Annotated in this window: 12 protein-coding genes; 3 read left to right on the top strand and 9 right to left on the bottom strand. The window is 65.6% G+C overall.

Annotation, left to right across the window (positions count from 1 at the left end; all coding sequences use genetic code 11):
* Nucleotides 1-138: 138 nt before the first annotated feature.
* Together KYC_RS18615 and KYC_RS18610 are read right to left on the bottom strand one after the other, a co-directional pair.
* Nucleotides 139-1,566: a sigma-54-dependent transcriptional regulator gene (locus KYC_RS18615; RefSeq protein ID WP_050814912.1), complete on the bottom strand. Its 1,428-nt coding sequence runs from the start codon at nt 1,564-1,566 to the stop codon at nt 139-141.
* On the bottom strand, nt 1,550-3,499 hold the full coding sequence (locus KYC_RS18610; protein WP_008165183.1) for a sensor histidine kinase: 1,950 nt from the start codon (nt 3,497-3,499) through the stop codon (nt 1,550-1,552). Before KYC_RS18610 ends, KYC_RS18615 begins: the two co-directional genes overlap by 17 nt.
* Nucleotides 3,500-3,793: 294 nt before the next feature.
* Here KYC_RS18610 and KYC_RS18605 point away from each other — a divergent pair, with 294 nt between their 5' ends.
* Nucleotides 3,794-5,137 (top strand): dicarboxylate/amino acid:cation symporter, encoded by a 1,344-nt coding sequence (locus KYC_RS18605; RefSeq protein ID WP_008165181.1) that lies wholly within the window; start codon nt 3,794-3,796, stop codon nt 5,135-5,137.
* A gap of 73 nt (nt 5,138-5,210) precedes the next feature.
* Here KYC_RS18605 and KYC_RS18600 read toward each other — a convergent pair whose 3' ends face one another.
* From KYC_RS18600 to KYC_RS18570, 7 genes are all read right to left on the bottom strand, one after another.
* The gene (locus KYC_RS18600) at nt 5,211-5,837 is read right to left on the bottom strand and encodes a Maf family protein (RefSeq protein WP_008165178.1); all 627 of its coding nucleotides are present in this window, start codon (nt 5,835-5,837) and stop codon (nt 5,211-5,213) included.
* Between the two features lie 32 nt (nt 5,838-5,869).
* Nucleotides 5,870-6,340: a 23S rRNA (pseudouridine(1915)-N(3))-methyltransferase RlmH gene (rlmH, locus tag KYC_RS18595; RefSeq protein WP_008165176.1), complete on the bottom strand. Its 471-nt coding sequence runs from the start codon at nt 6,338-6,340 to the stop codon at nt 5,870-5,872.
* 7 nt (nt 6,341-6,347) lie between these two features.
* Nucleotides 6,348-6,752, bottom strand: coding sequence for a ribosome silencing factor (rsfS, locus tag KYC_RS18590; RefSeq protein ID WP_008165174.1), 405 nt, complete (start codon nt 6,750-6,752; stop codon nt 6,348-6,350).
* A gap of 74 nt (nt 6,753-6,826) precedes the next feature.
* Nucleotides 6,827-7,414 (bottom strand): nicotinate (nicotinamide) nucleotide adenylyltransferase, encoded by a 588-nt coding sequence (gene nadD, locus KYC_RS18585; protein ID WP_008165173.1) that lies wholly within the window; start codon nt 7,412-7,414, stop codon nt 6,827-6,829.
* Complete coding sequence (gene hemF, locus KYC_RS18580) at nt 7,411-8,322, bottom strand: oxygen-dependent coproporphyrinogen oxidase (protein ID WP_008165169.1); 912 nt, start codon at nt 8,320-8,322, stop codon at nt 7,411-7,413. The genes nadD and hemF overlap by 4 nt, the downstream gene beginning before the upstream one ends.
* Before the next feature lie 12 nt (nt 8,323-8,334).
* Nucleotides 8,335-9,642, bottom strand: a complete 1,308-nt coding sequence (purD, locus tag KYC_RS18575; protein WP_008165167.1) for a phosphoribosylamine--glycine ligase — start codon at nt 9,640-9,642, stop codon at nt 8,335-8,337.
* A 145-nt stretch (nt 9,643-9,787) separates the two neighbouring features.
* Nucleotides 9,788-10,519: a YebC/PmpR family DNA-binding transcriptional regulator gene (locus tag KYC_RS18570; RefSeq protein ID WP_008165165.1), complete on the bottom strand. Its 732-nt coding sequence runs from the start codon at nt 10,517-10,519 to the stop codon at nt 9,788-9,790.
* A gap of 164 nt (nt 10,520-10,683) precedes the next feature.
* On the opposite strand from KYC_RS18570, the gene KYC_RS18565 reads away from it, so the two are divergent.
* Together KYC_RS18565 and KYC_RS18560 are read left to right on the top strand one after the other, a co-directional pair.
* Nucleotides 10,684-12,204 (top strand): helicase HerA-like C-terminal domain-containing protein, encoded by a 1,521-nt coding sequence (locus KYC_RS18565; protein ID WP_008165163.1) that lies wholly within the window; start codon nt 10,684-10,686, stop codon nt 12,202-12,204.
* Nucleotides 12,205-12,325: 121 nt separating this feature from the next.
* On the top strand, nt 12,326-13,393 hold the full coding sequence (locus tag KYC_RS18560) for a tartrate dehydrogenase (protein ID WP_008165161.1): 1,068 nt from the start codon (nt 12,326-12,328) through the stop codon (nt 13,391-13,393).
* Nucleotides 13,394-13,416: the final 23 nt, after the last annotated feature.

Here is a 13,416-nt window from a genome sequence, read left to right as displayed (position 1 = left end):
GTGGCGGCGCTCAAGCGCGTCCTGGTGAAACCCGAATACAGAAAACCCCTCGCGGCTGGCGCCGCGAGGGGTTTTTTTATGCCGGGTGCGGATAGACGGTAGCGGTGGGGACCCGTGGCGGGCCGCCTGATGGACCGGCTAGAACGACTCGGGCTCTACACCACCGACATATTGCTGGCGGTCGATGCCGTGGCGTTGCAGCTTATCGTAGAAGGTCTTGCGTGGAATACCCAGCGCGTCCAGCGTTGCCTTGACGTCGCCCTGATGCGCGGCCAAGGCGTCCTTTATCAGTTGGGCCTCGAAGTGCTCGATACGTTCGGGCAGGGTCAAAGCACTGTCTTGCGTTGGAGCTGGATGTGGCGCAGGGGTATTGAGCACGCCGAGCACGACACGCTCTGCGAAGTGGGCGAGCTCGCGCACATTGCCGGGCCAGTCGTGCGTCATGAGGTGATGGCGGATCGAGGCGGGCATGTCGGGAATGTCGCGCTGGAAGCGGCGTGATGCATGCCCAAGGTAGTGTGCGAACAGTAGAGGGATGTCTTCACGCCGCTCGCGCAGCGGCGGAATGCGGATCGTGACGACGTTTAGGCGGTAGAACAGGTCTTCGCGAAACTTGGCGCGTATGGCGGGGCTGCCTAGGTCTTCCTTAGTGGCGGCGACGACGCGCAGATCCAGATTGCGTACTTCGTTGCTGCCCAACGGCGTGATCTGGCGCGACTCGAGAACCCGCAGCAGTTTGACCTGCACCGCCAGCGGCATGCTTTCGATTTCGTCTAGGAACAGGGTGCCGCCGCTGGCGTGCTCAATGCGGCCAATCCGCTTTTTCTGCGCGCCAGTGAAAGCGCCGGGCTCATGGCCGAACAGTTCGCTTTCTATGATGCTTTCCGGCAATGCGCCGCAGTTGATCGCCACCAGCGGGCGATGCCGGCGCCGGCTGAGGCGGTGCAGCGCGGTGGCGACAACTTCCTTGCCGGTGCCGGTTTCGCCTTCAACCAGCACGTCGACATCGGCGTCGGCAATGTGACGCAGCGTCTGCTTGATGCGTTGCATTGCGGGCGTGGCGCCGATGAAGGGAACTTCGTCGGCTTCGATGGCGAATGCGGCTTCGCGTAAGCGGCGGTTTTCCAGCACCAGGCGGCGTTTTTCCGCGGCGTGCGTGATGGCGGCGACCAGCCGGTCGCCCGGATAGGGTTTGGACAGGAAGTCGTAGGCGCCGTCCCGCATGCATTGCACGGCCATGGCGATGTCGCCATGGCCGGTAATGAGAATGATCGGAATGTCGGGATCAATGTCGCGCAGGCGCTGGAAGAGCTCCAGGCCGTCCATGTCCGGCATGCGGATGTCGGTGACGACGACTCCGTCGAAGTCGCGGTCCAATGCAGGAAGCGCGGCGCGTGCGCCGGCGTATGCCTCGACCGAAAGGCCGTGCAGCTTGAGGGTCTGGATGGCGGCGCGGCGCAGTTCATCGTCGTCATCAATGAACACGGCGTGCGGCACGGATGGCCGTCGCAGGGCGTCGTCAGCATCAGGCGGCGCGGACGTGCGGGGTTCAATTGTGCGAGGCATGGTGCGTGCTCGGAAGGTGAGTCTGGCCCGGCGTTTTGCGTAGGGTCAGGATGAACATGGCGCCTGTTCCGGGCGCATGCGGAGAAAATACGGAGGAATCGGAAGGGCGGATGGCGCGCAGTTCGCCGCCGAATTCCATCACGATGTCCCTGCTGATCACCAGGCCAAGTCCCAGGCCGTCCGGCTTGGTCGTGTGAAACGGCGTGAAGAGGCGCGCGCGGGCCTCGTCGGACAGGCCGGGGCCGTTGTCGTGCACGTGTAGTTGCACAGTGGCGCCAAGGTCCTGCAGCGCCACAGAGACGCGGCCGCCGGACTGGCCCTCCAGAGCTTCGAGGCCGTTTTGCAGCAGGTTGACCAGCACTTGTTCCAGCCGGACGCGGTTGGCTTCCACGAGGCAGTTTTGGTTCTGCGGCGGACTCTGCAGGACGACACCCTGGCGGCGAGCGCGCGGCCCGACCAGCAGCAGGGCGCCCGCCAGTGCTTCCATTAAATCCGTCGGCCCCACCGTGGCGCCGGCCTTGCGCGAAAAGGCGCGCAGTTCGCCGGTGATGTGACCGATGCGTTCGGTCAGGTTTGCGATCGCGCCCAGATTTTCTGTTGTGGAACCGGTGTCCTGGCGCCGGAGGAATTCGGCGGCATTGTCGGCGTAGGCGCGTATGGCCGCCACGGGCTGATTGATTTCGTGCGCAACGCCTGCCGCGACCTGACCCAGCAACGCCAGCTTGCTGGCCTGGACCAGTTCATCCTTCATAGTGTGCAGCTGGGATTCTGCTCGTTGGCGCTCATCCATTTCGTCGAGCAGCTTCGCGTTCACATCGCGCAGCTGTGCCGTGCGTTCGTCGACCAGCGCAGCGAGCTGTTGGCGAACGGCCGCCTGTTGGACCGCGCGTTCGTGATTGCGGTGGCGGCGGTATAGAACGACGCCAACCAGCGCGGCAAGCGCGGCCTGGGCCAGCAGTGCGCCAAGCTGGGCGTTGGCGGTCGCCTGGTTCATGGCCGCCTGGACCGGCGATAACTGGTGCAGCGTCCATCCAGGCGATTCGATCACCGGCAGCGTGGTGTGCAGCAGCGGCGCGCCGGCAGCCACCCTGGGTAGCGCCTGCTCGGCGCGCACGAGCTGGCCGTTGCTTGCGGGTTGCAGGGCAGGGGAGAAGGGCAGCGGCTGGAACCGCGCATCGCCGAATTGCAGGCTGGTGCGCAGGGTTTGAGCCAGGGCGTCGGGCAAGGGCGCCAGCACTTGGAAACGCCAATCCGGGATATTGCCCAGCAACACGACCCCGTGTTCGTCGGTGACGAAGATGGTGGCATTGGATTGTCGCCAGTCGGACTCCAGGTCGCGGAAGTCCACTTTCAGGACCACCACGCCGAGCATGTCGCCGCCGGCATCGTCCACGCGCCGCGCCAGGTATAGCCCGGCTTCGTGGCTGATCGTGCCTAAGGCGAAATGCTCGGCTGCGCCGTGCGTGACGGAGCCCTGGAAGTAGGGGCGGAATTCATAATCGACGCCGACGAAGGTGGCGGGTTCGCGCCAATTGCTGGCGGCGATGGCGAGGCCTTTCCTGTCCAGCAAGTAGATGGCGGAAGCGCCCACGCCGCGGCTCAGCGACTCGAGCTTTTCATCGAGCTGTTCGATCCGCGCCGGGCTGGCGCCTTGCAGCGCGGCGCGCAGGTCGACGTCCTGGGTCAGCACGAAGGGCAGCGCTCTGAATTTGTCCAGATTGTTGCGCAGGAGGGCGGCATTGATCTGGCCGGTGCCCCGCGCCTGCACCGCGGCTTCGCTTACCGCTCTCTCGCGGGCCCACTGCGTGGCGGCATGCAGTGTGCCGGCGACGAGGACGACCGCCAGCAGCACAAGCGCGACACGCCATGGCCACGGCCAACTGAAGGGCGGCGCGGCAACCGGATCTGGCGAGGGCGATATGGGGCGATTCATGGCTGTGCGGTTTTCCGCACATTTTATCCGCTTTTTGTGCGGAGTTTCGCCATATTTGGGCATTGTGCTGCCACGGCAGAATTGGAATGTTCATATATATCAGTAGCTTATCTGTGCTCTGCAGTCGTTCTGCACCTTGGCATGCCGATTGCATATAGAGACGCAAGCCGCGCAGCAACGTCTGCGCGGTGAAATCGGCCGGCGGCAGACCGCCAGGCCATAAAACAGATAACGCCCCGTCGCCCGCCTTGCCCAGGCTGTGCGGAGCAAGGGGTCCTGGTGGGGACAATCCCAATGATCGAAGTGGATCAAAGCGCGCCCGCGCGCAAGCTCAAGTTCTATCAAATCCTGTACGTGCAGGTAATTTTCGCCATCGTGGTTGGTGTGCTGCTGGGCGCTTTCAAGCCTGAACTGGGCCAGCAGATGCAACCGTTGGGCGACGCCTTCATCAAGTTGGTCAAGATGATCATCGCGCCGGTCATTTTCCTGACCGTGGCGACGGGAATCGCCGCGATGAGCGACCTGAAGAAGGTGGGCCGCGTGGCCGGCAAGGCCATGCTGTACTTCCTGGTCTTTTCGACGCTGGCCCTGATCGTGGGCATGATCGTCAGCCATATCGTCCAGCCGGGCGCGGGCATGCATATCGACCCGCAGTCCCTGGACCAGAAGGCAGTGTCCGGCTACGTCGCCAAGGCGCACGATTCGACCATCACCGGCTTCCTGATGAACGTGATCCCCACGACCATCTTCAGCCCGTTCGTGGGTGGCGATATCCTCCAGGTGCTGTTCGTCGCTGTGCTGTTCGGCATTTCGCTGGCCATGGTGGGCGAGCGCGGCAAGCCGATCCTGAACTTCATGACGGCGCTGGCGCAGCCCATCTTCAAGATGGTCGCGATTCTGATGAAGGCCGCACCGATTGGCGCCTTCGGCGCGATGGCTTTCACTATCGGCAAGTACGGTATCAAGTCGGTCGTCAACCTGGCGATGCTGGTGGGCACGTTCTACGCGACGTCCGTGCTGTTCGTGGTGGTGATCCTGGGCCTGGTGGCCCGCTACAACGGCTTCTCCATCCTGAAGCTGGTCCGCTACATCCGCGAGGAACTGTTGCTGGTGCTGGGCACCAGTTCGTCCGAAGCCGCCTTGCCCACGCTCATGCAGAAGATGGAGCGCGCGGGGTGTTCGAAATCGGTGGTCGGCCTGGTGGTCCCCACCGGCTATTCGTTCAATCTGGACGGCACCAACATCTACATGACGATGGCGGCGCTGTTTATCGCGCAGGCCTGCGACATTCCCCTTTCACTCGGCGATCAGGTCCTGCTGCTGCTGGTGGCCATGCTCAGTTCCAAGGGCGCGGCGGGCGTGACGGGCGCGGGCTTTATCACGCTGGCCGCCACGCTGTCGGTGGTGCCTTCGGTGCCCGTGGCGGGCATGGCGCTGATCCTGGGCGTGGACCGCTTCATGTCGGAATGCCGCGCACTGACCAATCTGGTCGGCAATGCGACCGCGACCGTCGTCGTGGCGCGCTGGGAAGGCGAACTGGACAAGGAGCAGCTGCATGCCGCCCTGGAAGGCGCCGCTGCGCCCGCTGCGGCAGCGCAGCCGCAGGCCACGCTGGGCGAGCCGGCGCGGCAGGGCTGACCGGCACAACGACAAAAAAATCCCCCGGCGTCGAGAGGCGCCGGGGGATTTTTTCTTGGAGAGCGCGCTGGCGTCAGGGCACCTGGATGCCGGCCGCGCGTAGCAGGTTCGCGGTTTCAAACAAGGGCAGGCCCATCACGCCTGTGTAGCTGCCGGCGATTTGCGAAATGAAGGTGCCGGCCAATCCCTGGATGCCATAGGCGCCGGCCTTGCCGAAGGGTTCGCCGCTGTCGCAGTAGCGCGCGATTTCTTCCGCGAGCAGATCGCGCATCCGCACTTCGGTGACGGAGACGGCTTCCAGCAACTCGTCGCCCGTCCAAACGGTGACGGCGGTGCGCACTTCGTGCGTGGAGCCGGACAGGGCGCGCAGGATGCGGATCGCGTCGTCGCGATCGGCCGGCTTGCCCAGGACGTCGCCTGCCAGGATGACGGTCGTGTCGGCGGCGAGCAGGGGCAGCCGCGCCAGCCCTTGCGCGCGGATCCAGTCGCGTCCGCGCAGCGCCTTGTCTCGCGCCGTGCGCAGCACGTAGTCGGCGGCGCTTTCGCCGGGATGCTGGGGTTCATCCTCGCCGGGAGGCGCGGGCACGAGCAGAACCTCGTGCGCCAGGCCGATCTGCGTCAGCAGTTCGCGGCGCCGCGGGCTGGCCGAGGCGAGATAGAGGCGTGCGGCGGGGGTGTGGGTATCGGCGGTGTGATTCATGCGGAGCGGGGCGGGCGCCGGGCCGTCCACGGTCAGGCGCGATGATAGGGATGATTGGTCATGATGGCCCAGGCGCGGTAGAGCTGCTCGGCCAGCACCACCCGCACCATGGGGTGCGGCAGCGTCAGCGACGATAGCCGCAGCTGGCCGCTGGCGGATGCCTTCAGGTCCGGATCCAGGCCATCGGGGCCGCCGACGAGGAATGCGACGTCCTGGCCGCCCGCGCGCCATTGTTCGAGCTTTTGCGACAGCGCCATGGTGGTGAGATCGCGGCCGCGCTCGTCCAGCGCCAGCCGCAAGACATTCGACGGCAGGGCCGCTTCGATCCGTTTGGCCTCGGCCGCCATCATCTGGGCGGGCGTCTTGCCCGTGGTGCGGGGTTCGGGCTTGATCTCGCGCAGTTCCAGGGCGCAGTCGGCCGGCAGGCGCTTGGCGTAGTCGTCCCAGGCGGTTTGCACCCAGTCCGGCATCCGCGTGCCCACCGCGACGACGATCAGTTTCACGACGCGCTCAATCCTCGGTGCCGTCGTAGTCGCCGTCGCTGGCGACCGGCGCGGCGCGAGTGGATTCGGGCAGGAGTTTGACCCGCACCGGCTTGCCGCCCCAGATCTCTTCCAGGTTGTAGTACTGGCGGATGGCGGGCTGCATCACGTGCACGACGACATCGCCGAGGTCGACGACAACCCATTCGCCCGTGTCTTCGCCTTCGATGGTGATGCCGGTAATGGACATCGCGCGGCCGCGATCGGCCACGCTGGATGCGAGCGCGCGGGTCTGGCGGTTGGAGGTGGCGCTTGCAATCACGACGCGGTCGAACAGGCTGGTCAGGTGCGTGGTGTTGAAGACCTTGATGTCTTGCGCCTTGACGTCTTCGAGGGCGTCGATGACGGCGCGTTGGAGTTTCTGTATGTCCATAGCTGCAAATATAACCCGCGCATGGGCAGCGGAGGCTGGCCCGGCGGCGCTTTCAACGCCCGGCGGGTGTGGGTTTATCGGTAAAGATGGTGCGCCGCAATATAGGCGGCGACGGGCGCGTCGAGCAGCCCGTCAGTGGGTTCGCCCCGCGCCAGGCGCTGGCGGATGTCGGATGCCGACACCGGCATGGGGGCAAAAGGAAGTTCCTGCAGCTCGCGGCCCAGGCCGGCGAGCCATTGCGCGAGCTCCGGCGGCGCGCTGAGCGCCGTGCCGGGCCGCGTGGCGACGGCCAGGTCGACGAGGCCGGAGATGTCGCGCCAGTCGCGCCAGGTGCAGAAGTTGGCCAGTTGGTCGGCGCCCAGCAGCCAGACATAGCGGGCCTCCTGGGGCAGCGCGCGCAGGGTGTCGATGGTATAGGTGGCGCCGCCACGCTCGATTTCGATGGGATTGACAGCCAGGCCGGGGTGTCCGGCGACGGCCAGTTGCAGCATGGCCAGCCGCTCTTCGCCGGTGGCGTGCAGCGCGGCGCGCTGCCAGGGGTTGGCAGCCGGGATGAGCTGCACCTGCGCCAAGCCCAGCGCCTGCAGGGCATTCTGCGCCAGCGCGATGTGCGCGACGTGGACGGGGTCGAAACTGCCCCCGAGGAGCCCGATGCGTTTCAAACCCAGTCCCGCGGCTTCAGGTACGCGGCCAGTTCGGCCTCGGGGGTGCCGGCCTGCGGCTGCCAGTCGTAGCGCCATTGCGCGAGCGGCGGCATCGACAGCAGGATGGATTCGGTGCGTCCGCCGGATTGCAGGCCGAATGAGGTGCCGCGATCGAAGACGAGATTGAATTCGACATAGCGGCCTCGGCGGTAGGCCTGGAAATCGCGCTCGCGCTCGGCGTAGGCGATGCCGCGGCGCTTTTCTACGATGGGCAGATAGCTGTCCAGGAAGGCGTCGCCGACCGAGCGGGTCAGGGCGAACGAAGCGTCGAAGCCCGGCGCGTTCAGGTCGTCGAAGAAGATGCCGCCGATGCCGCGGGTTTCGTTGCGGTGCTTCAGGAAGAAGTACTCGTCGCACCAGCGCTTGTACTGGGGGTAGTAGTCGGCGCCGTGCGGCGCCAGCGCGTCCCGGCACACGGTGTGGAAGTGGCGGGCGTCTTCCTCGAACGGATAGTACGGGGTCAGATCAATGCCGCCGCCGAACCAGAATACGTTGGATTCTTCATGGCCGGGGCGGGCCGCGGCGACGAACATGCGCACGTTCATGTGCGTGGTGGGCACGTAGGGATTGCGCGGGTGCAGCACCATGGACACGCCCATGGCTTCCCAGGGCCGGCCGGCAAGCTCGGGACGGTGCGCGCTGGCCGAGGGAGGCAGCCTGGATCCTTGGACATGGCTGAACAGCACGCCGGCGCGCTCGAACAGCTTGCCGCCTTCGAGCAGCCGCGACAGCCCGCCGCCGCCTTCCGGCCGCACCCATTCATCGGCCCGGAAGGGGCCGCCTTCGGCCTCCTCCAGGGCGCCGACGATGCGGGCTTGCAGGCCCGTCAGGTAGTCCCTGACGGCGGAGACGGGCAGTGCGGTCATTGGCGGTTCCGGTTACGCGTTGGACTTGGGCTTCTGCTGCGACGGCTTGAGCGCGCGCCAGCCGATGTCGGTGCGGTATTGGCGGCCGTCGAAGTGAATGCCGTCGATGGCTTCATAGACGCGGTCGCGCGCCATCTTGACGGAGTCGCCCAGCGCCGTGACGCACAGCACGCGGCCGCCGGTGGTCTTGGTTTCGTCGCCGTCGAGCTTGGTGGCGGCGTGGAAGACCATGCAGTCCTCGGCATCGGCGGGCAGGCCGCGGATGACGTCGCCGGTGCGCGGCGTGTTCGGGTAATTGTGAGCGGCCAGCACGGCCCCCAGGGCGGTGCGGCGGTCCCAGACGATGTCGGCCTGGTCCAGCGTGCCGTCGACGGCGTGCTCCAGGGCATCGAGCAGGTCGCTCTTGACGCGCATCATGATGGGCTGGGTTTCGGGGTCGCCCATGCGGCAGTTGAATTCCAGGGTCTTGATCTCGCGGTCGGGATCGTCGCCGGGGGCGATCATCAGGCCGGCGTAAAGGAAACCCGTGTAAGGAATGCCGTCGCGCGTCATGCCCTGCACGGTCGGCAGGATGATTTCGCGCATGATGCGGTGGTGCAGTTCCGGCGTGACGATGGGGGCGGGGGAGTAGGCGCCCATGCCGCCCGTGTTGGGACCGCGGTCGCCGTCCTGCAGGCGCTTGTGGTCCTGGCTGGTGGCCAGGGCCAGGACATTGCGGCCATCGCACATGACGATGAAGCTGGCTTCCTCGCCCACCAGGCATTCCTCGATGACGACGCGCGCGCCGGCATCGCCCATGGAACCGTCGCCCAGCATCGCGTCGACCGCGGCGTGCGCTTCTTCCAGCGTGGCGGCGACCACGACGCCCTTGCCGGCCGCCAGGCCGTCGGCCTTGATCACGATGGGAGCGCCTTCCTGGTCGATGTAGGCGTGCGCCTTGGCCGGGTCGGTAAAGGTCTCGTAGCGAGCGGTCGGGATGTTGTGCCGGACCATGAAGGCCTTGGCGTAGTCCTTCGAGCTTTCAAGCTGCGCGGCGGCCTTGGTGGGGCCGAAGATTTTCAGGCCACGGGCGCGGAACACGTCGACGACCCCGGCCGCCAGCGGCGCTTCCGGACCGACGACCGTCAGGGCGATACCCTCGCGCTGGACGAAATCGGCCAGTTCCTCGGCATTGGTGAGCGGGATGTTTTCCATCTGCTCGGCCCGTTGCGTGCCGCCGTTGCCCGGAGCGACGTACACCTTGTGTACGCGCGGGGAGCGGGCCAACCGCCAGGCGAGGGCATGTTCGCGGCCGCCCGAGCCAATTACCAGGAGTTTCATGTTGCGTGAGTCTGAATGGTTGCCAGCCTAGGGCCTGATGGGGACCTAGCCCGTGGAAAAGGCAACGGATCCGATACGGCCCGGATCCGGATTACCCCCTGGCGCCCAGCCGGGCTGGGCCGCCCGGGCGCCAGGAAGGGGAGATTTACTGCGCTTCGTCGAAAATGACGGTGGTATAGACTTCCTGCACGTCGTCCAGGCCTTCCAGGGCGTCGAGCAGTTTTTGCATCTTGATGGCGTCTTCGCCGGCGAGTTCGGTTTCGTTCAGCGCCTTCATGACGATGCCGTCGACTTCGGCCTTCAGGCCGGCGTCGTCGAAAGCCTTGCGCACGGCAGCGTAGTCGGCCGGTGCGCAAACCACTTCGATCACGCCTTCTTCGTCGGTGGTGACGTCTTCGGCGCCGGCTTCGAGCGCGGCTTCCATGACCTGGTCTTCGGGGGTGCCCGGGGCGAATACGAACTGCCCGCAATGCTTGAACATGAAGGCGACGGAGCCTTCCTGGCCCAGGTTGCCGCCGTTCTTGGCGAAGGCGTGGCGGACTTCGGCCACGGTGCGGGTGCGGTTGTCGGTCATGCAGTCGACGATCACGGCTGCGCCGCCGATGCCGTAGCCTTCGTAGCGGACTTCCTCGTAGGCGTCGCCGTCGGCGCCGCCAGCGCCGCGCTGGATGGCGCGCTGGATGTTGTCCTTGGGCATGTTGGCGTCGGTAGCCTTGTCCCAGGCCATGCGCAGGCGCGGGTTGCTGTCCGGATCGGGGCCGCCGGCGCGCGCCGCCACCGTGATTTCACGAATGATCTTGGTCCAGAGCTTTCCGCGCTTGGCGTCTTGGCGCCCTTTGCGGTGCTGAATATTGGCCCATTTGCTGTGTCCGGCCATGGCTTCCCAGGATAAAGTAGTGTCTGCAAAGACGGCATTTTACCGTGCCGGCGGCCCCGCGTCCGGCGCAAGGGCCGCATGTGTCCATATCGCCACGCGCACAAGGCGGGCGGCAGGCTCTACACTTGTGCATCCCTTTGATTCCCCAAGGTCCGGAGCCGTCCATGCCTAACCCCATTGTCATCGCCAAGAACGCGCAGACCGAGTTGGCGCTGCTGCCGGCCCTGGCCAACCGGCACGGCTGCATCACGGGGGCGACGGGCACCGGCAAGACCGTCACGCTGCAGGTGCTGGCCGAATCCTTCTCCCGCATCGGCACGCCGGTGTTCATGGCCGACGTCAAAGGCGACCTGACCGGCATTTCACAGGCAGGCGCGCCCAGCCCGAAGCTGCAGGAGCGCCTGAAGAGCCTGGGGCTATCCGAGCCCGTGTGGGGCGCCAGCCCCGTCACGCTGTGGGACGTCTTTGGCGAGCAGGGCCTGCCGGTGCGCGCCACCATTACGGACATGGGGCCGCTGCTCCTGTCCCGTATCCTGGAATTGAACGACACCCAGGAAGGGGTCCTGACCCTGGTTTTCAAAGTGGCGGACGACGAAGGGCAACTGCTGCTGGATCTGAAAGACCTGCGGGCGATGCTCCAGAACGTGGCGGACCGCTCGGCGGAGTTGAAAACGCGCTACGGCAATGTGTCGTCGGCCAGCGTCGGCGCCATCCAGCGGGGGCTGCTGGCGCTGGAATCTCAGGGCGCCGAGAAGTTCTTCGGCGAGCCGATGCTCGATGTTGCCGACCTGATGCGCACGGACGCGCAGGGCAGGGGGCTGGTCAACGTGCTGGCCGCCGACAAGCTGATGCAGGCGCCCCGCCTGTACGCTATCTTCCTCCTTTGGCTGCTGGCGGATCTCTACGAAAAGCTGCCCGAAGTGGGCGACATGGACCAGCCCAAGCTGGTGTTTTTCTTCGACGAAGCTCACCTGCTGTTCAACGACGCGCCGCCGGCGCTGTTGACCAAGATCGAGCAGGTGGTGCGCCTGGTCCGATCCAAGGGCGTGGGCGTCTACTTCGTCACGCAGAATCCCCTGGATATTCCCGACACGGTCCTGGGCCAGCTGGGCAATCGCGTCCAGCACGCCTTGCGGGCGTTTACGCCGCGCGACCAGAAGGCCGTCAAGACTGCTGCCCAGACCATGCGGCCCAATCCGGGGCTGGATATCGAGGCCGCCATTACCGAACTCGGGGTGGGCGAAGCGCTCGTATCGCTGCTGGACGCCAAGGGACGGCCCATGCCGACCGAGCGCGCGTACATCGTGCCGCCCGGCAGCCGGATCGGCCCCGCCACCGACTCCGAACGGCAGACGCTGCGCCAGGGCAACCCGCTGGCGGCCAAGTACGAAAAGGCAGTGGACCGGGAGTCGGCCTACGAAATCCTGGCTGGCCGCGCGTCCGCGCCGGCGGACCGCGCGGACGCCAAGCCGGAGGCCGCCCCGCCCGGGCGGCCGCAAGCCGAAGAATCGGGCGGCGGACTAATGGACAGCCTGAAGGATGTGCTGTTCGGATCGACCGGTCCGCGGGGCGGCAAGCGCGATGGCGTGGTGCAGACCATGGCCAAGAGTTCCGCCCGCTCGATTGCACGCGAACTTACGCGGGGCATTTTGGGGTCGTTGCTGGGATCGAAGGGCCGCCGCTGAGCCTTATCGGCGGGAATACGCAGGTCAATAACCCTGCCGTTTTGTAACGGGGGTGTTGCCTTGCCATTTTTTTTGCCTATGATTTCGGTCGCTCTATCATTGAAAACCAAAGGAAAACGTGGTGGCTAAGAAACACAAGATTGCGGTGCTTCCGGGAGACGGAATCGGCAAGGAGGTCGTGCCTGAAGGGTTGAAAGTGCTGGATGCGGCGGCGGCGCGCTTCGGCATAGATTTCCAGTGGGACCATTTCGACTGGAGCTGCGACTATTACGCCAAACACGGCAAAATGATGCCGGACGACTGGAAAGAGCAGATCGGCCAGCACGAAGCGATTTTCTTTGGTTCGATCGGCTGGCCCGCCACGGTGCCGGACCACGAGGCACTCTGGGGCTCGCTCTTCAAGTTCCGCCGCGAATTCGACCAATACATCAATCTGCGCCCGGTGCGCCTGATGCCCGGCGTGCCGTCTCCGCTGGCGGACCGCAAGCCCGGCGAGATTGATTTTTTCATCGTGCGCGAGAACACCGAAGGTGAATATTCGAACAGCGGCGGCCGCCTGTTCGAGGGCACCGAGCGCGAAGTGGTCATCCAGGAAAGCGTGTTCACCCGCATCGGCGCCGAACGCGTGCTGAAGTTCGCGTTTGAACTGGCGCAAAAACGCGGCAAGCACCTGACCGCGGCGACCAAGTCCAATGGCATCTCGATTTCCATGCCCTGGTGGGACGAGCGGGTTGCCGAAATGGCCGGGAACTATCCGGACGTGCGCTGGGACAAATATCACATCGACATCCTGTGCGCGCATTTCGTGCAGCACCCCGACTGGTTCGATGTGGTCGTCGCTTCCAATCTGTTTGGCGACATCCTGTCCGACCTTGGACCGGCGTGCACGGGCACGATCGGTATCGCCCCGTCGGCCAACCTGAACCCGGAACGCAAGTTCCCGTCGCTCTTCGAGCCGGTTCATGGTTCGGCGCCGGACATTTATGGCAAGGGCATCGCCAACCCGATCGGGCAGATCTGGAGCGGGGCGCTGATGCTTGACTTCCTGGGGTATCCCGACGCTTCGGCCGCCGTCGTGAAGGCGATCGAAACTGTGCTGGCCGACGGGCCGCGGACACGGGATATGAAAGGCAATGCTTCCACCGTCGATGTCGGCGACGCGATCGCGTCGCTGGTTCGAGCCGGTTGAGGGTTTCGGCCCGCAAGGCCTGT

This window comes from Achromobacter arsenitoxydans SY8 (genome assembly GCF_000236785.1).
GTDB classification, from domain to species: Bacteria; Pseudomonadota; Gammaproteobacteria; order Burkholderiales; family Burkholderiaceae_B; genus Achromobacter; species Achromobacter arsenitoxydans.
The sequence above is the reverse complement of the archived record's forward strand: the minus strand, read 5'-3'. Positions and strand labels throughout refer to the sequence as shown.